The sequence below is a fragment of the Streptomyces sp. JJ38 genome (genome assembly GCF_019303475.1).
Classification (GTDB): Bacteria; Actinomycetota; Actinomycetes; order Streptomycetales; family Streptomycetaceae; genus Streptomyces.
In genome coordinates this window covers 14,437-33,529 of sequence record NZ_JABLSI010000051.1, presented here as the reverse complement: position 1 = coordinate 33,529, position 19,093 = coordinate 14,437, and the positions used below count along the sequence as shown (strand labels likewise).

At 74.4% G+C, this 19,093-nt stretch carries 18 protein-coding genes and 1 tRNA gene; 8 read left to right on the top strand and 11 right to left on the bottom strand.

All coding sequences use genetic code 11. The features are described from left to right. The 3 genes from HPT28_RS22650 to HPT28_RS22640 form a co-directional block, all read left to right on the top strand. A partial coding sequence (locus HPT28_RS22650; RefSeq protein ID WP_219093032.1) for a PP2C family serine/threonine-protein phosphatase occupies positions 1-1,012 on the top strand: 1,012 nt, incomplete at its 5' end. 29 nt (positions 1,013-1,041) lie between these two features. After that, a complete protein-coding gene (locus HPT28_RS22645; RefSeq protein ID WP_219093031.1) occupies positions 1,042-2,424 on the top strand; it encodes a VWA domain-containing protein in 1,383 nt (460 codons plus the stop codon). A 25-nt stretch (positions 2,425-2,449) separates the two neighbouring features. Next, the gene (locus tag HPT28_RS22640; protein WP_219093030.1) at positions 2,450-3,499 is read left to right on the top strand and encodes an FHA domain-containing protein; all 1,050 of its coding nucleotides are present in this window, start codon (positions 2,450-2,452) and stop codon (positions 3,497-3,499) included. Here the strand turns inward: HPT28_RS22640 and HPT28_RS22635 are convergent. Next, positions 3,438-4,511: a methyltransferase domain-containing protein gene (locus HPT28_RS22635; RefSeq protein WP_219093029.1), complete on the bottom strand. Its 1,074-nt coding sequence runs from the start codon at positions 4,509-4,511 to the stop codon at positions 3,438-3,440. The two genes, HPT28_RS22640 and HPT28_RS22635, sit on opposite strands and share 62 nt — an antisense overlap. Positions 4,512-4,589: 78 nt before the next feature. Here HPT28_RS22635 and HPT28_RS22630 point away from each other — a divergent pair, with 78 nt between their 5' ends. The 3 genes from HPT28_RS22630 to HPT28_RS22620 all read left to right on the top strand — a co-directional run bounded on the left by HPT28_RS22630 (position 4,590) and on the right by HPT28_RS22620 (position 6,971). Continuing rightward, positions 4,590-5,321, top strand: coding sequence for an ABC transporter ATP-binding protein (locus HPT28_RS22630; RefSeq protein WP_219093028.1), 732 nt, complete (start codon positions 4,590-4,592; stop codon positions 5,319-5,321). Continuing rightward, positions 5,318-6,502 carry an ABC transporter permease gene (locus HPT28_RS22625; RefSeq protein ID WP_257579244.1) on the top strand — a complete coding sequence of 395 codons (1,185 nt, stop codon included), beginning with the start codon at positions 5,318-5,320 and terminating at the stop codon, positions 6,500-6,502. Before HPT28_RS22630 ends, HPT28_RS22625 begins: the two co-directional genes overlap by 4 nt. Before the next feature lie 67 nt (positions 6,503-6,569). Further along, positions 6,570-6,971 (top strand): globin, encoded by a 402-nt coding sequence (locus HPT28_RS22620; RefSeq protein WP_219093027.1) that lies wholly within the window; start codon positions 6,570-6,572, stop codon positions 6,969-6,971. 88 nt (positions 6,972-7,059) lie between these two features. On the opposite strand, the gene HPT28_RS22615 is transcribed toward HPT28_RS22620, so the two are convergent. The 7 genes from HPT28_RS22615 to HPT28_RS22585 all read right to left on the bottom strand — a co-directional run bounded on the left by HPT28_RS22615 (position 7,060) and on the right by HPT28_RS22585 (position 16,193). Beyond that, positions 7,060-7,728 (bottom strand): hypothetical protein, encoded by a 669-nt coding sequence (locus HPT28_RS22615; RefSeq protein ID WP_257579242.1) that lies wholly within the window; start codon positions 7,726-7,728, stop codon positions 7,060-7,062. Further along, entirely contained in the window at positions 7,688-8,125 is a 438-nt protein-coding gene (locus tag HPT28_RS22610; protein ID WP_219093026.1) for a thioesterase family protein, read from the bottom strand. The genes HPT28_RS22615 and HPT28_RS22610 overlap by 41 nt, the downstream gene beginning before the upstream one ends. A 1-nt stretch (position 8,126) precedes the next feature. Continuing rightward, complete coding sequence (gene ettA, locus HPT28_RS22605) at positions 8,127-9,791, bottom strand: energy-dependent translational throttle protein EttA (RefSeq protein ID WP_219093025.1); 1,665 nt, start codon at positions 9,789-9,791, stop codon at positions 8,127-8,129. A gap of 140 nt (positions 9,792-9,931) precedes the next feature. Continuing rightward, entirely contained in the window at positions 9,932-11,425 is a 1,494-nt protein-coding gene (locus HPT28_RS22600; RefSeq protein WP_219093024.1) for a TQXA domain-containing protein, read from the bottom strand. Between the two features lie 177 nt (positions 11,426-11,602). Beyond that, positions 11,603-12,010: a single-stranded DNA-binding protein gene (locus tag HPT28_RS22595; protein ID WP_219093023.1), complete on the bottom strand. Its 408-nt coding sequence runs from the start codon at positions 12,008-12,010 to the stop codon at positions 11,603-11,605. A gap of 227 nt (positions 12,011-12,237) precedes the next feature. Next, complete coding sequence (locus HPT28_RS22590) at positions 12,238-14,610, bottom strand: GTPase (RefSeq protein ID WP_308119451.1); 2,373 nt, start codon at positions 14,608-14,610, stop codon at positions 12,238-12,240. Next, positions 14,607-16,193, bottom strand: a complete 1,587-nt coding sequence (locus HPT28_RS22585) for an ATP-binding protein (protein ID WP_219093036.1) — start codon at positions 16,191-16,193, stop codon at positions 14,607-14,609. The genes HPT28_RS22590 and HPT28_RS22585 overlap by 4 nt, the downstream gene beginning before the upstream one ends. 305 nt (positions 16,194-16,498) lie before the next feature. On the opposite strand from HPT28_RS22585, the gene HPT28_RS22580 reads away from it, so the two are divergent. Beyond that, positions 16,499-16,574: transfer RNA gene (locus tag HPT28_RS22580), tRNA-Arg, on the top strand. 141 nt (positions 16,575-16,715) lie between these two features. On the opposite strand, the gene HPT28_RS22575 is transcribed toward HPT28_RS22580, so the two are convergent. The 3 genes from HPT28_RS22575 to HPT28_RS22565 all read right to left on the bottom strand — a co-directional run bounded on the left by HPT28_RS22575 (position 16,716) and on the right by HPT28_RS22565 (position 18,126). After that, a complete protein-coding gene (locus tag HPT28_RS22575) occupies positions 16,716-17,147 on the bottom strand; it encodes a DUF2267 domain-containing protein (protein WP_219093022.1) in 432 nt (143 codons plus the stop codon). Between the two features lie 69 nt (positions 17,148-17,216). After that, positions 17,217-17,606 carry a DUF2267 domain-containing protein gene (locus HPT28_RS22570; protein ID WP_257579255.1) on the bottom strand — a complete coding sequence of 130 codons (390 nt, stop codon included), beginning with the start codon at positions 17,604-17,606 and terminating at the stop codon, positions 17,217-17,219. A 91-nt stretch (positions 17,607-17,697) separates the two neighbouring features. Beyond that, the gene (locus HPT28_RS22565; protein ID WP_219093021.1) at positions 17,698-18,126 is read right to left on the bottom strand and encodes an Hsp20/alpha crystallin family protein; all 429 of its coding nucleotides are present in this window, start codon (positions 18,124-18,126) and stop codon (positions 17,698-17,700) included. Between the two features lie 160 nt (positions 18,127-18,286). On the opposite strand from HPT28_RS22565, the gene HPT28_RS22560 reads away from it, so the two are divergent. Beyond that, on the top strand, positions 18,287-19,036 hold the full coding sequence (locus tag HPT28_RS22560) for a type III effector protein (protein WP_219093020.1): 750 nt from the start codon (positions 18,287-18,289) through the stop codon (positions 19,034-19,036). Positions 19,037-19,093 lie beyond the last annotated feature (57 nt).

Genomic DNA, 19,093 nt, shown 5'->3' with positions numbered 1-19,093 from the left:
GCCGCCCACGTCCCGGGCGGCCGCCCCGCGCCCCGCGCCCGACCCGCGTACCGGGCCCGTGGCGGCCCCGTCCGCCCCGGCGGCCCCGTCCGCCCCGGCGCCGCACAGCGCCCGGGCCGTCTGCACCGGGTGCGGGACGGGCACCTTCGACGCGGACGGCTACTGCGAGCACTGCGGACGCGCCCAGCCGCGCGAACGGGACCACCTGGAACAGGAGTTGCCCGGCGTGGCCGCCGCGAGCGACCGGGGGCTGCGCCACCACCGCAACGAGGACGCCTTCGCGATCTCCACGGCGGCTCTGCCCGGAGCGCGTCCCGCGGTCGTCGCGATCGTCTGCGACGGCGTGTCGTCCTCCAGCCGCCCCGACGAGGCCTCGGCCGCCGCCGCGGAGGCGGCGCGCGAGGCGGTGCTGAACGCGCTGCCGCGCGGCGTCCAGCCGCCGTACGCCATGCACGAGGCGCTCGGCGTGGCCGCGCGGGCGGTGGCCGAGCTCGCCGACTCCGGGCAGGACGGCGACCGCAACGCCCCGGCCTGCACGATCGTCGGCTCGGTCGTCGCCGAGGACCTCCTGACCGTCGGCTGGATCGGCGACAGCCGCGCGTACTGGGTGCCCGAGGATCCGGCCGCCCCGCCCGCCCGGCTCACGGAGGACGACTCGTGGGCCGCGCAGATGGTGGCCGCCGGGCTGATGAGCAAGGCCGACGCCTTCGCCGATCCGCGGGCCCACGCCATCACCGGCTGGCTCGGCGCCGACGCCGAGGACTTCGAACCGCACACCGCGTCCTTCCGGCCGGAGACCCCGGGGGTCGTCGTGGTGTGCACGGACGGCCTGTGGAACTACGCCGAGTCCGCCTGGGAGATGGCCGAGGCCGTCCCGGCCGACGCCCGCGCCCGGCCGCTTCCGGCGGCCCAGCATCTGGTCAGTCACGCCATCAAGGGCGGCGGGCACGACAACGTAACAGTGGCCGTCATCCCGTTCCCGGCCACCGCGCCGGGGGCAGGATCGGCCTGAATGTGCAACTCCGGGGGGAGAAGCGAGCCATGGCCAATTTCGCCAAGTCCAACGTGCCGCGGTTCTCGGTCGACGTCTACCAGAACCCCTACCTGCCCGCGGGCGCCCGGGAGGTGGACGCCATCGTCACCGTGACGGCGACGGGCGGCGGGACCAGCGGCGGGCTGCCGCTGCCGAGCTCGGCCACCACCGCGGGTCCGGCCGACGCCGTCGGCGGCACGGCCGCGGCGCCCCCGTCGGCCGCCGTCGTGCTGATGGTGGACTGCTCGGGCTCGATGGACTACCCGCCGGACAAGATGCGCCACGCCCGTGACGCGACGCGGGCCGCGATCGACGCCGTGCGCGACGGCGTGGGCTTCGCCGTCGTCGCGGGCACCCACGACGCCCGGGAGGTCTACCCCGGCGACGGGCGCCTGGCCGTCGCCGACGACTCCACCCGGGCCGCCGCGAAGGCCGCGCTGCGGAGGCTGAACGCGGGCGGCGGCACGGCGATCGGCACCTGGCTGCGGCTGGCGGACGAGCTGCTGGCCTCCTCCGAGGCCGGTGTACGGCACGGCATCCTGCTCACCGACGGGCGCAACGAGCACGAGGAACCCGAGGCGCTGCGGGCCGCCCTGGACCACTGCGCCGGGCGCTTCACCTGCGACGCGCGCGGCGTCGGCACGGACTGGGAGGTCAAGGAGGTCACCGGCATCGCGACGGCGCTGCTGGGCACGGCGGACATCGTGGCCGACCCGTCCGGTCTGGCCGAGGACTTCACCGGCATGATGGCCGCCGCCATGGGCAAGGAGGTCGGCGACGTCAACCTGCGGCTGTGGACGCCGCAGGGCGCCGAGACCGCCTTCGTGAAGCAGGTGGCCCCCACGGTGGTGGATCTCACCGACCGGCGGGCCGAGGCGGGGCCGCGGGCCGGGGACTTCCCGACGGGCTCCTGGGGCGATGAGTCGCGCGACTACCACGTGTGCGTCCGCGTGCAACCGGCCGCCGTCGGGCAGGAGATGCTCGCCGCCCGGGTCTCGCTGGTGCGGCCCCGGCCCGGCAGCGCCCCCGAGGTGCTCGGACAGGGCCTGGTCAGGGCGCTGTGGACGGACGACGTGGCCGCCTCCACGGCGATCAACCCGCAGGTCGCCCACTACACCGGGCAGGCCGAGCTGGCGCGGGCGGTCCAGCAGGGCCTGGACGCGCGCAAGGCGGGCGACGAGCACCGGGCCACGGCGAGACTCGGCAGGGCCGTGCAGCTCGCGGCCCTCTCCGGCAACGGGGAGACGGCCCGGCTCCTCGCGAAGGTGGTCGACGTCGTGGACGAGGCGGCGGGTACTGTTCGACTCAAGGCGAGGGTCGCCGAGGCGGACGAGATGACGCTGGAGACGCGCTCCACCAAGACGGTGCGGGTCAAGAAGTCCGCCGACTGACAGCGCACGGAGGGGGAAGCCCGACATGCCGACTTGTCCGAACGGCCACCAGTCGGTGGCCGACGACTGGTGTGAGGTGTGCGGACACCGGATGACGGCACCCGGCGCACCCCCGGCCCCCGGCCCCGTCCCGCCGCCCCCGGCGCACCCCGGCGGCCCCGCGCCCGGCGGACACGGGTACGGCTACCCGGCTCCCCCGCCGCCGCCTCCGGCCGCCGCCCCCGGCTACCCCGGCGGGCCGCCACCCCCGCCCAGCCCGGGGATACCCGAGGCCGAGGCCCCCATGCCGCCGGGGCCGACGCAGCAGACCGAGCTGTGCCCGCAGTGCCGTACGCCGCGTGAGCCCGAGGCGCCCTTCTGCGAGGAGTGCCGCTACAACTTCCTCACGCAGTCCCCCACTTCCTACGCGCCCCCGGCCCCGCCGCCCGGCTTCCTCCAGCAGGCGCCGCCGCCCGTCTACGAGCCCTCCCGGCCCTCGCAGATGAACCGGCCGGCCGAGCCGATCCCGCAGCAGGCGCAGCCGCACCCGCAGCAGCACGCCCATCACCAGCCGCACGCCGGGCCCGAACACGACCAGGGCGACTGGAACCTGGCCCCGCCCTCCGCCGCCGCACCGCAGCAGCCGGGCGGCTACGGCTACCCGGGCGGCCCGGGCGCCCCCGCGCACGGCACCGGCTGGATGGTGACGGTCGGTCCCGACCGGGAGTACTTCGCCGCGATGATGCAGCGCAGCGGTCCGGAGGGCGCCTCGCTCAACCTCCCGGCCTACTCACCCGAGCAGCAGGTGCCGCTCACCGGGCAGCAGATCTCCGTCGGGCGCAGACGGCAGTCCACGGGGGAGGCGCCGGACATCGACCTGTCCCGTCCCCCGGAGGACCCGGGCGTCTCGCACCAGCACGCGCTGCTCGTCCAGCAGCCGGACGGCGGCTGGGCCGTGGTCGACCAGGACTCCACCAACGGGACGACGATCAACGGCGCCGAGGAGCCGATCCAGCCGTTCGTCCCGGTGCCCCTCAGGGAGGGGGACCGGGTGCACGTCGGTGCCTGGACGACTCTGACGGTCCGTCGGAGCTGAGCCCGGGGCCGTCCCGCAGTCCCTCGCCCCCGGCGGGCCCGGTGGAGCGCGGCAATCGCCAGCGGTCCGGCCCCCGGGGCTCGTCGAGCCACGCCCAGGCGCCGTGGACGTCGGCGGTCACCCCGTACCGCGACCGCTCCGGGTGACCGGCGCGCTCCCACACCGCGTAGGCCTCCCGTCCGCTGAGCGCCGACGCGGTCAGGCCGCGCAGGAACCGGAACGTGTCGGAGCCCGCCGCTGTGCCCGGCACCCCGCCGTCGTCCCGCTCCCGCCGCTCCGTCGCGGCCGGCGTCCCCGGCGCCGTGGCCGCCGCGCCGCGCAGGGGCACGAAGAAGGCCGCGGTGTCCAGGAACCGGCCCTGTGCCCACGGCCCTTCCTCGCCCCGCTCGACGCGCAGCAGGACGAGCCCGGTGGAGAGCGGGGTGAGGACGCGCGCGCCGGACGCGCACTGCTCCAGCCAGGCCCCAGGGACGGTGTCCACGGCGCAGGTCGCGATGATCCGGTCGTAGGGGGCGCGCTCCGGCCACCCCAGGGCACCGTCCGTCGTGACCACCGTGACGGGGAAGCCCGCGCGCCGGAGACGGGTACGGGCGGCGCCCGTGATCTCCGGGTCGAGGTCGAGCGTGGTCACCCGGTGGGCGCCGAGCCGGTGCGCGAGCAGGGCGGCGTTCCAGCCGGTGCCGGTACCGATCTCCAGCACCGTCATGCCGTCGCGGACCGCCAGCTCGTCCAGCATCCGCGCCATCAGCGAGGGCTGGCTGCTGGACGAGATCAGCTCGCCGTGGCGGAGCCGCGTGGCCAGCGGCAGGTCCTCGTAGAGGCCGTCCCGCCAGCGCCGCCGGGCCGCCGGGTCCTCCGCGTCCCCGGAGCGCCGCTCGTACCCGGCGAAGCCCGGCACGAAGTACTCCGGCACGAACAGCTCCCTCGGCACCTCCGCGAACGCGTCACGCCAGGCGCGGTCCGGCAGCGCTCCCTCGGCCTCCAGCAGCCACAGCAGCTCGTCCCTGCCCATGTCTCCACTCTCCGGCCCCCGGACCGGCGGCGCGAGGGGGCCGAACTCCGTTCGAACGCGTGGGATAGCGTCCCCCGCATGACCACTGACGCGGCGATAACGGTCGAAGGGCTGCGCAAGCGGTACGGGGAGGTTCAGGCGGTCGACGGGGTCTCCTTCACCGTCGACCGCGGCGAGTTCTACGGCATCCTCGGACCGAACGGCGCGGGGAAGACAACCACGTTGGAGATCGTGGAGGGGCTGCGCCGCCCCGACGAGGGCAGCGCACGGCTGCTGGGCGAGCCGTCCTGGCCCCGGAACAAGCGACTGCTCTCCCGAATCGGCGTGCAGCTCCAGGCCTCCGCCTTCTTCGAACGGCTCACGGCCCGCGAGCAGATCCACACGTTCGGCGACCTCTACGGCGTCCCCCGGGAACGCGCGGACGCCATGCTGGAACGGGTCGGGCTCGCGGAGAAGGCCGACGTGCGGCAGGACAAGCTCTCCGGCGGACAGGAACAGCGGCTGTCGATCGCCTGCGCCCTGGTGCACGACCCCGAGCTGGTCTTCCTCGACGAACCCACCACCGGACTCGACCCGCAGGCCCGGCGCAACCTGTGGGATCTGCTCCGCGACATCCAGGCCGAGGGACGCACGGTGGTGCTCACCACGCACTACATGGACGAGGCCGAGTCCCTCTGCGACCGGGTCGCCGTCATGGACCGCGGCCGCGTCCTGCGGGTCGGCCCGCCCGCCGAGCTGATCGGAGAGCTGGGCGCGGCCTCGCTGGAGGACGTCTTCCTCCAGCTCACCGGACGGGAGTACCGCGAATGACCACGCAGCGCACCTCCGACGGCACAGAACGTACCGACGACACCGGCAGAACGGGCGGTGCCGGCCACACCGGTGGCGGGCCCGCCCGGTCCTGGGCGGACCGCACCCGCTCCTTCCGCAGCCTGTCCCGGGCGATGGCGCTCGGCCTGCTGCGCGACCGGGCCGCCGTCTTCTTCCTGCTCGTCTTCCCGCTGATGTTCCTGGTGCTCTTCGGCACCCTGCTCAAGGACTCGGGCACCTCGGAGTCCCGGGTCGTGCAGGTCGGCGACGTGGCCGTGCTGGACGACATGCCCGAGAAGCAGCGCGCGCAACTCCGGGGCGTGCTGGAGGTGGAGAAGACCGACGGCTCCGAGGACGCCCTGGACGAGGCGCTGGAGGACGTCCGGCACGGAGACGTCGACGCGGCGGTCTTCGAGCGGGACGGCGAGGTCGAGCTGCGCTTCTCGGCCGCCGACCAGGTGCGGGCCGGAACCGTCCACTCCGTCCTCGACTCCGTCGTGCAGCAGGCCAACCAGGCCGCGACGGGCCAGCCGCCCGCCTTCCGGCTCACGGCGCAGAGGGTCGAGGACGAGTCGGTCAAGCCGATCCAGTTCCTCACCCCCGGCCTGCTGGGCTGGGCCGTGGCGATGGGCTCCGTCTTCGGACCGGCGCTCAACCTGGTGACGTGGCGCAAGAAGCGCATCCTGCGCCGCCTGTGGCTCTCCCCCGTCGGCGTCACGTCGGTCATCGGGGCCCGGGTCGGCATCAGCCTCGCGCTCGCCCTCAGCCAGTTCGCGATCTTCGTGGGCATCGCGACGCTGCCGTACTTCGGGCTGCGGCTCACGGGCGAGTGGTGGCTGTCCGTTCCGCTGGTGCTCACCGGCTCGCTGGCGTTCATGTCCATCGGCCTGCTGGTGGGTTCCTGGGCGAAGACGGAGGAGGCCGCCAACGGCCTGGCCCAGGTGATCGTGCTGCCGATGGCGTTCCTCTCCGGAGCCTTCTTCCCGCTGGACACGGCACCGGCCTGGGTGCGGACGGTCGCGGAGTTCCTGCCGTTGAAGCACCTGGCCGACGCGATGCAGGGCGTGCTGTCGCGGGGCGAGGGCTGGGCCACCGCGCTACCGGTCATGGCCGGGCTGCTGCTGTTCGGCGCCGTCGTCACCCTGCTCGCCTGGCGGCTCTTCCGCTGGGACGACGCGTAGGGGGTGCGGTCCCGTCGCCACGGGGGCGGGACCGCTTCCCCGCGCATCTGCGACCATGGGGTGCGTGATGGAGATTCCGCGAGGCACCTTGCAGACGCAGACGTTCTTCGAGCAGGTCGGCGGCGAGGAGACGTTCCGCCGGCTGGCGAAGCGCTTCTACGAAGGCGTCGCCGAGGACGAACTGCTCCGTCCCATGTACCCGGAGGAGGACCTCGGCCCGGCGGAGGAACGGCTCGCGCTCTTCCTCATGCAGTACTGGGGCGGCCCCCGCACCTACAGCGAGCACCGCGGCCACCCGAGGCTGCGGATGCGGCACGCCCCCTTCCGCGTCGACCGCGCCGCGCACGACGCCTGGCTGCGGCACATGCGGGACGCCGTCGACAGCCTGGAGCTGCCCGCCGAGCTGGAGAAGCAGCTCTGGAACTACCTGGTCTACGCCGCCAACTCGATGATCAACACTCAGGGCTGACCGCCCCGACGGCCGCGGCCCCGGTACCAGCCGTCGCACGGGCGGCCACGCCCGAGCGCGAGGGGCGCGGAGGCCACGCCCGAGCGGCTCACGCGGGCGTGACGGAGAGCCCGGGGGGACGGACGGATCGCACCACGACCGAGCCGAGCGGCGTGGCCAGCCGCAGCCAGGGCCCGGCGGAGGACAGCCCGAGCGGCTCCGAACCGCCGAGGAAGCCCAGCGCGTAGGCCGCGTGCGCGGCGCGCAGCGGCAGCCCGGTGCGGCCGAGCGGCCGGGACCAGATCTCGTCCGCCAGCGCGTCCAGCTGCTCGCGGGTGCGTTCCGCCGGTGCCAGGGCCTCGGCCCTGCGGCGGAACTCGGCCACCGCGGCGGCGGCCACCGAGCGGACGGCGTCGGGCGGCAGCCCGCCCAGCCGCTGCCAGCCCCCGCGCGGGGGCAGCACGCCGGCCCAGGGCGGGCCGGTGACGGGTGCGGGCACGGGCAGCGTGCCCGCCCGCTCGTCGAGCCGCTCCAGCAGCTCTCCGGCCGCCACCGTGGTGTCCAGCTTCAGCTCCGGGTCGTCGAGCCGGGCCGTGCGGACGGCCAGGACGTCGAAGCGCGCGGGGCGGGCGAAGAGCGCGAGAACGCCGCCGCCCGCCTGGAGGCGGACGGCCGCCGTCTTCTCCCAGCGCACCAGGCGCTGGAGGAAGGCGGCCACTCCGGCCGCCTCGGCCGCGTCAGCGAGCCTGGGGATCGGCCGGGACATGGCTGCTGTCATCGAGGTAGGGCTCCAGGAAGGACCGCTCGGCCTCACTCAGCCGGCGCGGGCGCCCTTCCTTCAGGTCGTACGCGACGACGACGGTGCTGGCCCGTGCGTAGACCGCCGTCGCGTCCTTGATCTCGTAGCCGACGGTCACCGAGGCACGGCTGATCTTCGTCACCCACGTCTCGATGTCCACCGGTTCGGGCCGGTGGACGAGGGGACGCAGATAATCGATCTCGTGCCGGGCCACCACGGCCCCGCTCGTGAAGGCCTCGGCGTCGGCCTCCCGCGCCAGCCGGAACATGAAGTCGATGCGGGCCTCTTCCAGATACCGCAGGAAGACCACGTTGTTGACGTGTCCGAACGAATCCATGTCCGACCAGCGCAGGGGACAGGCGAAGTGATGCCGCACGTCAGCCCCGGGTCAGCTTCTTGTACGTCGCGCGGTGCGGACGGGCCGCCTCCGGGCCGAGCCGCTCGATCTTGTTCTTCTCGTACGACTCGAAGTTGCCCTCGAACCAGAACCACTTGCTCTCGCCCTCGTAGGCGAGGATGTGGGTCGCGATGCGGTCGAGGAACCAGCGGTCGTGGGAGACGACCACGGCGCAGCCGGGGAAGTCCAGCAGCGCGTTCTCCAGCGAGGAGAGCGTCTCCACGTCGAGGTCGTTGGTCGGCTCGTCCAGGAGGAGCAGGTTGCCGCCCTGCTTGAGGGTGAGCGCGAGGTTCAGCCGGTTGCGCTCACCGCCGGAGAGGACGCCCGCGGGCTTCTGCTGGTCCGGGCCCTTGAAGCCGAAGGCGCTCACATAGGCCCGCGAGGGCATCTCGACCTGGCCGACGTTGATGTAGTCCAGCTCGTCGGAGACGACGGCCCACAGCGTCTTCTTGGGGTCGATGTTGGCCCGCGACTGGTCGACGTAGGAGATCTTGACCGTCTCGCCGACCTTGATGTTGCCGCCGTCCGGCTCCTCCAGGCCCTGGATCATCTTGAACAGCGTCGTCTTGCCGGCGCCGTTGGGGCCGATGACGCCGACGATGCCGTTGCGCGGCAGGGTGAAGGACAGGTCGTCGATGAGCACCTTCTCGCCGAAGGCCTTGGAGAGGTTCTCCACCTCGACGACGACGTTGCCCAGGCGCGGGCCCGGCGGGATCTGGATCTCCTCGAAGTCCAGCTTCCGGGTCTTCTCCGCCTCGGCGGCCATCTCCTCGTAACGGGCGAGCCGGGCCTTCGACTTGGCCTGACGCCCCTTGGCGTTGGAGCGGACCCAGTCCAGCTCCTCCTTGAGGCGCTTGGCCCGCTTGGCGTCCTTCTGGCCCTCGACCTTCAGGCGAGCCTGCTTCGTCTCCAGGTACTTGGAGTAGTTGCCCTCGTAGGGGTAGGCCCGGCCGCGGTCGAGCTCGAGGATCCACTCGGCCACGTTGTCGAGGAAGTACCGGTCGTGGGTGATGGCGACGACGGTGCCCGGGTACTTGGCCAGGTGCTGCTCCAGCCACTGCACCGACTCGGCGTCGAGGTGGTTGGTGGGCTCGTCGAGCAGCAGCAGGTCGGGCGCCTCCAGCAGCAGCTTGCACAGGGCCACGCGCCGCTTCTCACCACCGGAGAGGTTGGTGACGGGCCAGTCCCCCGGCGGGCAGCCGAGCGCGTCCATGGCCTGCTCGAGCTGGGCGTCCAGATCCCAGGCGTTCGCGTGGTCGAGCTGCTCCTGGAGCTTGCCCATCTCCTCCATCAGCTCGTCGGTGTACTCGGTCGCCATCTGCTCGGCGATCTCGTTGAACCGGTCGAGCTTGCTCTTGGTGTCCGCCACACCGTCCTGGACGTTCTCCAGCACCGTCTTGGACTCGTCGAGCGGCGGCTCCTGGAGGAGGATGCCCACGCTGTAGCCCGGTGACAGGAACGCGTCGCCGTTGGAGGGCTGCTCCAGGCCCGCCATGATCTTCAGCACGGTGGACTTGCCGGCGCCGTTGGGGCCCACGACACCGATCTTCGCGCCCGGCAGGAAGCTCAGGGTGACGTCGTCGAGGATCACCTTGTCGCCGTGCGCCTTGCGCGCCTTGCGCATGGTGTAGATGAACTCAGCCAAGAGAAACCGTCCGGCAGTCTGGTAGGTGTGAAGATGCGGGGCCCCACACGGGGTGTTATCCATCCTGCCGTACGGGACGCCTCGGGCGGAAACCGGCCGCCGGCCGTCCGCCCGAGGGTGAGGACTTTGCCACGTCGTGTCTACTTCTCGTCGCCCTCCGCTTCGGCGCCGTCCCCGGCGTTCTCCGCTCCGGTGTCCGGGGTCGTGGCGGACCCGGCTCCCGGCTGGGGCTTGCGGCGGACCATGAGCACGGCCAGCCCGCCCAGTGCCAGCAGCCCGGCGGCCAGGCCGACCAGCAGCGGCACGTTGGTACCGCTGCCCGTCTCCGCCAGGTTGACCTCACCGTCGCCTCCGCCGACGGTGACGGGCTCGTTGTGGACGGTGAGCCCCGCGTCCTGCGGCTGCGCGGCGATCGTCTCGCAGTCCAGCACGCCGGTGAAGGTCCGCTCGAAGCCGCCCGGGCCGGTGACGGTGATGCCGTAACGCTGGTCCTCGGCGACCGGCACCGTGGCCGTGTCCGTGGCCCCGGCCGGTATCTCCAGCTCCTGCTCGCCGAGCGCGAAGGTGAACGGCGCGTCGCCCCGGTTGACGACGGTGACGGCCACCCCGCCCCGGGCGCAGTCGCGCCGGGCGGAGACGGCGGGTGCCGCCCCCTCGGCCGCCCAGCTCGTGACGGCGGTCGCGGTGACCGCGGCGTCGCTCGACCCGGCCACGACGAGCGACTGACTCGCCGCGTGGGCTCCGGTACCGACGAACGTCCGGCCGACCGGGACCGGCGTCGTCGCCTGGACCGTGAAGGCCCCGCCGCCGTCCTCCGCGTCATCGGGCACGTCGAACCACAGCTGGGTGCCGTCGCGGCCGGCCGTGACCGCCTTCCCCTGGGCGTCGACGACGCGGACGCCGTGCCGGGCCGCCTCGGGCCCGGGCGCGACGCTGACGGCCTGGGCCGTGGTGCGTATCGTCACCGGGCCCAGCAGCTCCCCGGGACGGCCGGAGACGACGGGCGACTCCAGCCGCACGGCGGGCGCCGGCTCCTCCAGCTCGCGGGCCTGGCGCTCCAGGTGGTCGGCCAGCCGCTCCGCGTCCGGGTGGACGGCGGTGACGTCGGGCCGCTCCCCGGACTCCGTGCGCTCCGAGTACCGCCAGATGGCCACCTGGGTGCCGGCCGCCGCGGTCTCCGGAGTGAGCTGCCGGGCGCCCGCCTCCTCGGCCAGCTCGGCCAGGTTGTCGACCTGGGGATAGGAATGGCGCAGGATCCACCGGATCTTCCCGGCGTCCGCGTTGCCCTGCAGGGAGGAGGAGCGCCAGGGCACCTCCGCGTACCGCGCGTCCTGCTGTGTGGAGCTGTACATGTCGATGCCGTACGCCAGCAGGCTGCCGCCGCCGGTCACCGACATCTCGAACAGTCCCGCCCCCGTCTCGATCACCGCCCCGTCGTGCCGGATCACCGCACGGTCGTGCACGTTCAGTCCGTCCAGCGTGGCATGGGCGCCCCCGTGCTGCGGTTCCCCGGCCCCGGCGTCCCCCGCCGCCGCCGTTCCCGCCCCCACTGCTGTTCCCGCTGCCGCGAGCAGCCCCGTGAGCAGCCCCGCCACCGCGCGACGGGCGGCAGCCCGTCCGCGTATCGCTCTCATTGCTGTCCCCTCGTCAACCCCGTGGTCTGCGGAATCGTAAGGATCAAGCGCAACACGATCCCCGATTTTCACATTTGCTACGCGCACCGCAGCGCAATCGTTATCGCCGAAAGCCGCGAACGCGGACACTTCACCGACCGCTCCCGGCGGAGGCTTCCCCTCCGCCTCGACGCCCCGTCAGCCCGTCGGCACCGGGTCCGACCGCGCCTCGCCGACCTCGGCACGCGGGGCCGCCGCCCGCACCCAGGCCGAGGTGCCGCGCGTCAGATCGTGGCCGACGGCGACGGCGTCGATCGTGGCGACCGTCCACCGCTGCCCCTCGCGCTCGGTGTCCTGCACCCTCAACCTGCCGTGGACGACGAGGGGTTCACCGACGCTCACCGAGGCCGTCAGATTGTGGGCGAGCGCGCGCCATGCCCAGACGGTGTAGAAGCTCGTCGCCCCGTCCGCCCAGAGGTTGCGCTCGCGGTCGTACCGCCGGACCGTCGAGGCCAGCCGGAAACGCACCGCCGGGCACCGGCCGTTGTCCCGGAAATCCGGCTTCGTCGCGACGTTCCCCACCACCGTCACCATCGTCTCGTTCATGCCGACTCGCCTCCCCGTCCACGTCTCGCCGGGCCGCCCGCGGGACCGGTCGCAGACCATGCTGGCGCGAACGGCAAATCCCTGCCGGAGCCTGTGGACTACTGGCCGGTTGTGGACAACCCGGCCACGGCGAGACGGCGGACCCGCCACCACCACGACGAGCCCGCCACCGCGCGGCGGCATCGCTCACGCGGTGGCGGGCTCGCCACGCCGTACGGCCCCGGGGCTCACCCGCCGTCCGGACCTCCCGCAGCGATGACGTACTGTCCGCGCACCTCCCGGTAGCGCAGCAGCTCGGCGGCCACCGGCTCCAGCACCCGGGTCCGGCCGCAGGCCGCCGCCAGCCGCCGCAACCGCTGCTCCTGCGCGGCCCCGTACTCCTGAGCAGGCGCCCGGGCCACCAGCCGGCACGCCCAGGCCAGCAGCGGCGAGGCCACGGCACCGCCGGCCAGCAGCCCGGCCGGCACCCACGGGTCGACGGCGAAGACCCCGAGCAGCGTGCCCAACAGCCAGCCCAGGCCGACGCACTGCACGGCGAGCAACGCGGCCTGCCCCGCCGCCGCGGCGGTCCACCAGCGCGGCCGGGCCGGTTGCGGCGGCAGCCCGGCACCCGCGACCGCCTCGTCCAGCGCCGCCGGAAGCCCCTCCGCGCCGCGCCAGGCGGCCTCTCGCACGGTGCGCGCCCACGGTTCGGGCAGGCCGCGGCTCGCGTCGTCGGCGAGCGAGCGCACGGCCTGGGCGACCACGGGCCGGGCCACCGGGTGCCCGGGCTCGGTGGCCTCCTCGGCCGCCGGGCCGCCCAGCGGCTCCCCACGCCGCTCCGCCCGGCGGCGCGCGTACCAGTGGGCCAGCCCGGCCCACGGCGTGCCACAGGTCCGGTCAGCGTGGCGCAACCATGTCCGCTCGGCCGTGCGCCCGACGGCCGCGGCACCGGCCGCCGTGCCGAGGCGCTGCTCGAAGTCCGTGCGCACCCCGTCGGTCAGGCCCTGGGGCGGCTGGACGCCGTCGGTGATGTACACCGGCCGCAGCCCGGTCATGGCCAGGTCCACGTCGGCGGCGAGCCGACGGGCGGCGGCGGTGCGAGTCAACACCAACTCCGCCAGCACCGAACGCAGTTCCCTGACCCCCTCGCCGGTGAGCGCGGAGAGCGCGAGCACCTCGGCGCCGGGCTCGCCGTGTTCGCCGAGGGCCATGCCGTCCTCGTCCAGCACCCGGCGCACGTCTCCGAGCACCTCCTCGGTGGCCTCGGCGCCAAGCCGGTCCGTCTGGTTGAGCACCACGAGAGTCACCTCGGCGTGAGCGGCGAACGCCTTCAGATAGCGCTCGTGCAGCACCGCGTCGGCGTACTTCTCCGGGTCCACCACCCAGATGATGGCGTCCACCAGCCCCAGCAGCCGGTCCACCTGTTCGCGGTGCTCGACCACCGCCGAGTCGTGGTCGGGCAGGTCGAGCAGGACGAGACCGCGCAGGGCGAGCTGCGAGGCGTCCCGCAGGTGGGCGCGGCGCCGGGCCCGGACGGGGACGCCGAGCCGCTCCAGCAGCCCCTCGGCACCGGTCCGGTCGGTCGTCGTCTCCCAGACGCAGGCCACGGGGCTCGACGTCGTCGGCCGCCGCACGCCGGCCTCGGCGAGCTGGGCCCCGGCGACGGCGTTGAACAGGGTGGACTTCCCGCTTCCGGTCGGGCCCGCGATGGCCACGGTGGTGTACTCCCGGGAGAGACGACCCCTGGCCTCGGCGGCTTCCAGCACCCGGCCGACGTCGGCCAGTTCCTCCGCCTCCAGCCGGGCCCGGGAGAGACCGATCAGCTCGCGCAGCGCGTTCAGCCGCTCCGACAGCCCCAACTCGCGGCCGGTGGTCCGGCGGACGTCCCCCGGCGAGGGGGCCTCGTCCGGTGTCTGTGGGAGCGGCCCCGCGGCGGCGGGCGCGAGGCCCGGCGGCTCCGGGGCCTCCCCGAAGGCCTCCGGGGGCAGGGCGGGCTCGGTGACGTCCGGCGACGGCTCGGGCCTCTCCTCCGGGTGTTCCGGGCCGACGGGCGCGCCCGGGGCCGGGGCCACCGGCGTCACCGGAGCGGGCTCCGGCGCGAACGGCAACGGGTCGCCCGCCACCCCGCTCTCGTGCGGACCGGGGCCGGACGCGGGGACGGGGCCACCGGCCGACGGCGCGGCGCCGGACAGGGGCGCGGGCCCGGGAACGGACGCCGGGCCGGGCGGTTCGGCGGGCCGGAAGCCCGCCGGACCCCCGACGACGGTCCCGAACTGCACGGCGGCCCCGGAGACCGTCCCCGCCGCGGGCCAGGGCCGCGGCCCGGATCCGGCGGCGGCCTCGGTCCCGGCGGGCTCCGGCCCGGCGGACTCGGCCCCGGCCTCGGCCGCAACTCCCGGACCGGGCCCGGCCGCGGCCGCCGGAGCGGGCCCGGCCGCGGCTCCCGGGGCGGGCCCGGCGAGCCCGCCACCCCGGCCCCCGTCGAGCACGGGTACGGGATACGGGCGGGCGCGACGGGCGATGAGTCCGTCGTTCCAGCGCTGCGGCCCGGTCTCGGCCGGGGGCGTGCCCGTGCCGTCCTCGTGGGTCTCCCCCGGCGATCCCGTCACGTCGCTCACCTCTCCCTCTGCTCCTTCTGGAGTACGGACAGTGCGGCGATCAACTCGACCTGCTGCTCGGGGCCGACGTCGAGCTCCTCCAGCGGCGCCAGCCGCCGGGCGCGCTCGCCGCGCAGGGCGCGGTGGACGGAGGTCTCCAGCAACTCGGTGCCGCGTTCCCGGAGCCGGATGGTTCCCGGGACTCCGATGATCTTGTGCAGGGCCTCCTCCGCGGCCTGGCCACGGTCGCCGCCGAGCAGGGCGGCCGAGAGGAGGGCGGCGACCTCCTCGGCCGTGTACGAGCCGCCGCCGTCGGCCCGGAAGGCCTCATCGGCCAGCTCCTCCAGGCAGCGCCGCCAGTGACGGACGACAAGCCCCATGCGGTCGGCGACGGTGGCCCCGCCCGCCGTCACCGACGTCGGCACTCCGGAGGCGCCGGGCTCCTTCTGCCAGGCGCGCGCGATCTGCTCCTCGGCCCCGCCGACGGCTCCGGAGAGCAGCGCGGCCAGCCCGTCCGCGCAGGCGTCCAGCAGTTCCTCGCCGCTGCTGTCGAGGGGGAAGCCGCGCCAGTGGGCGACGGTGTCCCCCGCGAGCAGCTCGCCGCCGGCGACCTGGCGGCGCACCCGCTCCCCCGCGGCGTCGTAGGCCTGCTCGACGTGGGTCATGAGGCGGACGGCGGCGGCGTGCTGGGCCGCGGCGGCCGCGGCCAGCTCCGGGACGCGGGTGCGCAGCGAGTCGAGCGCGCCCCAGGCCGTCCGGTAGGCGGCCCGGCCGCGGGCCGAGGGGTCCTGGGCCCGGTGGGCGAGCCAGGCCCGCAGCGGCTCGACGGCCGTCGTCGGCAACAGCCCGCGGCCGCCGCCGGCCGACTCGGGCAGCTCGGGGATCGTGAACCGCGGGACGTCGCCGAGTCCGGCGCGCTCCAGCAGGGCCGCGTACTGCCGGGAGACGTCGACGGCGATCTGGTGGGGTACCCGGTCGAGGACGGTGGCCAGGGTGACGTCGTACTCCTTCGCGGTGCGCAGCAGGTGCCAGGGGACGGCGTCGGCGTACCGGGTGGCGGTGGTGACCAGGACCCACACGTCGGCCGCGCACAGCAGTTCGGCGGCCAGCTCGCGGTTGGCGGCGACCAGCGAGTCCACGTCGGGGGCGTCCAGAAGCGCCAGTCCGGCGGGCAGCGCGTGGGTGCACTCCACCACCAGCGTGCCGGACTCGGCGGCGGGCTCCTCGCCGTCCTGCGGGGCCTCGCACCGCGTCAGCCCCGGCAGCACCCGGCCGTCCGCGAACCAGCGGCGGTCCTCGGGGTGGCAGGCCAGGACCGGGGTCCGGGTGGTGGGCCGCAGGACGCCGGCCTCACTGACCCGGCGTCCGACGAGCGAGTTGACCAGGGTGGACTTCCCCACGCCGGTCGAGCCGCCGACGACGGCGAGCAACGGCGCGCCCGGTTCGCGCAGCCGTGGCACGAGGTAGTCGTCGAGCTGGGCCAGCAGTTCGGCCCGCGACCGCCGTGCCCGTTCGGCACCCGGCAGGGGCAGCGCACAGCGGACGGCGGCCACACGCTCACGCAGTACCGTGAGCGCCTCGAGCAGTTCGGTCCGTGCTTCCAAGATCGCCACAAGACGAAGAATGCCCAAATCTGACTGGTTTTTGAAGCCTATTCAGTCAGATATGGTCCGATTTGACCCGTGTGGAATCGGACCCAGGGGACCCCATGGGCATAACGAGTGCACAACACCCGCCAGTCGCCCCGCGGAAAACCGATGCGGGAATCGCACCCGGCTGCAATCATCGGAGCGCTTCACGGAACCTCCACACCGTGGCGCGCGCGTGAAGCATCCAGGAGCCACCGGGGCCGCCTCTATCCTTGGATGGGAACGGTCCGGGGGCTCCACCCGATGCGCGACCATGACGGGCCCCCGTAGCTCAGTGGATAGAGCAGGTGCCTTCTAAGCACTTGGCCGTAGGTTCGAGTCCTACCGGGGGCGCCACCCACTGTCGGCTGGCGATGTTTGCGCAGGCCAGGAGCCATACGACCGGGCCGGCCCCAGAATCGGGCGTCGGCCCCGGCCGGGCGTGGAGCCCGGACGGGGCCGCTGGGCCACATGTCCGGGCCGCCCGGAGCGCCGGGCTCAGGCGGCCTGGAGGAGCTCCGCCCGGCCGAAGAGGAGCGCGTAGCCGCGCGGGAGCCGGGCGAGCACGCGGTCGAGGATGTCGTGGCCGGCGAGGCGGGCCACAAGGGTGAGGACCGTGCCCGTGTCCCAGCGCCTGGTGGCCGGGGTGCCGCCAGTGCGGTCGGCGAGGTCCTTCACGAAGCCCCAGCCGGTGAGCGGCTCGGCCGCGGGTGGCTGGGCGGTGAGAACGCGGGCGGCCTCGGCGGGGAGACACGCCGCGAGCTCGTCGCGCTCCGGGCCGGTGAGCTGTCGGCCGAGCGCGGCCAGCACCGCCTCGACGACGTTCTGGGCCTTGTCCCGGGTCGGGTACGCGCCGTCGTACCGAACCTTCGCCAGCAGTTGCTCGTAGGTCATGCCCGGGGCTGTGGCCGGTTCCGGCTGCGTGCGCATCGGAAGGCGGTTCCTTTCTTCTGTTCTTCGGTTCTTCTGTTGGCTCTCCGTTGCCTCGGCCGCCTCTGGTCAGGCGCGTCCGGGGCGGCCGAAGAGGAGGTCGTAGCCCGGCGGGAGCTGCAGCAGGACACGGCGGGTGAGGTCGTCGCCCGCCGCGTCGGCCGCCACGCTGAGGACGGCCCCGACATCCCAGGCCGCGGTCTGCTCGGTGGCGCCCTCGATCCACGCGGCGGTCGCCCGGACGAACCGCTCGGGCGACAGGGGTTCGGCGGCCTGGAGCGGGTTGAGCAGGATCACGGCGAAGGTCTCCGGAAGCCGCGCGGCCAGCTCGGCGCGCACCTCGCCCACCAGGTGCGCGCCGAGCAGGGCCAGCACGGTGCGGGCCGCACGCTCCGCCTCCCGGTGGCTGTCGTACTCGCCGCGTTCCCGCACCTGTTCGAGGAACACCTCCCAGCGCATGACCACCATCACTCCTCCCTCGCGGGACGGGAGGGCGGGGAAGCGCGGCCCCGCCCTCCGGCTGGGTTCTCGCACCGCCGCGGCGCCGGTCTCAGCCGCGGATCTCCCTGCGGCCGCCGCCGATGGCGATCTTGCGCGGCTTGGCCCGTTCGGCGATCGGGATGCGCAGCGTGAGCACGCCGGCGTCGTAGTCGGCGCTGATGCGTTCGGTGTCGAGGGTGTCGGCCAGCATCACCTGGCGGGAGAAGACGCCGAGGGGGCGCTCGGAGAGCTCCATCTGAACGTCCTCGGCCTTCACTCCCGGACGCCGCTCGGCCTTGACCGTCAGCATGTTGCGTTCGACGTCCACGTCGATGGCGTCGGGGCTGACGCCCGGCACGTCCAGGGCGATCACGTACTCGTCGCCCTCGCGGTAGGCGTCCATCGGCATCGCGGAGGGCCGGGACCAGGTACCGCTGGTGTCCAGGAACTGCTGGGTGAGCCGGTCGAGCTCGCGGAAGGGATCGGTGCGCATCAACATCACGTACACCTCCATCACGGACAAGAGTGCCAATGCGCTGGGTCTGCCTCTCTTGTACCATGTCATCGGAAAGACGACAACTGAAGGTGTCAACGAACCGATGACGTGGATCGCGCGCTAGCGTGCCACCGCTCTGCCCGAACCGCCGAAGGAGACGTCCATGAGCGCAGCGGACCGATCCGGCCCGGACCGCCCGCACGGCGAGGCCCCCCACCTGTCCCTGGCTGCCGCCGAGGCGGCCCTGTCCGCCATCGACCGCGCCGTCCGCACCGCCCACGGCAGCGGCGACGGGACGGCCACGGCCTCCCGGGCGGAAGCGCCCCGAGGCCCCGGAGGCCCCGGGGGCCCCGGGGGCGAGCAGGGGGATCCCGAGCAGGCGCTGGCTGCCCTGCTGCTCCTGCGGGAGCTGCGGGAACGGCTGGCCACGTGGGAGCCCGCGCTCATCGAGGCGGCGCGCGGGGCGGGGGCGAGCTGGGCCGAGCTGGCTCATCCACTCGGCGTCGCCAGTCGGCAGGCCGCCGAGCGCCGGTATCTGAGGGTCCGCCCGGGCGCCGCCGGAAGCACCGGAGAGCAGCGCGTGCGCGCCACGCGCGACCGCCGGGCGGCCGACCGCACCGTCACGGCCTGGGCCCGGGGGAACGCCGCCGATCTGCGCAGCCTCGCCGGGCAGATCACCGGGCTCACCGACCTTCCCGACCCCGCGCGGCAGGTCCTGGCCCGTCTCACCGGAGCGCTCGCACACGACGACGCCGCAGGTCTCCTCGGCCCTCTCGCGGCCACCCACTCCCATCTGCTGCCCCGGCATCCGCACCTCGCCGCCCGGGTGGAGACCCTGACCGGCCAGGTCGACGCGCTGCGCCGGGACAGTGACGACGGCCGGGGGGCGGCCGGAGACCCACAGGCGCCGTAACCACCACACGGGCACGGTGGCCCCGGCGACCGCGCCCCGGCCGGGGCGTCGCGGAGG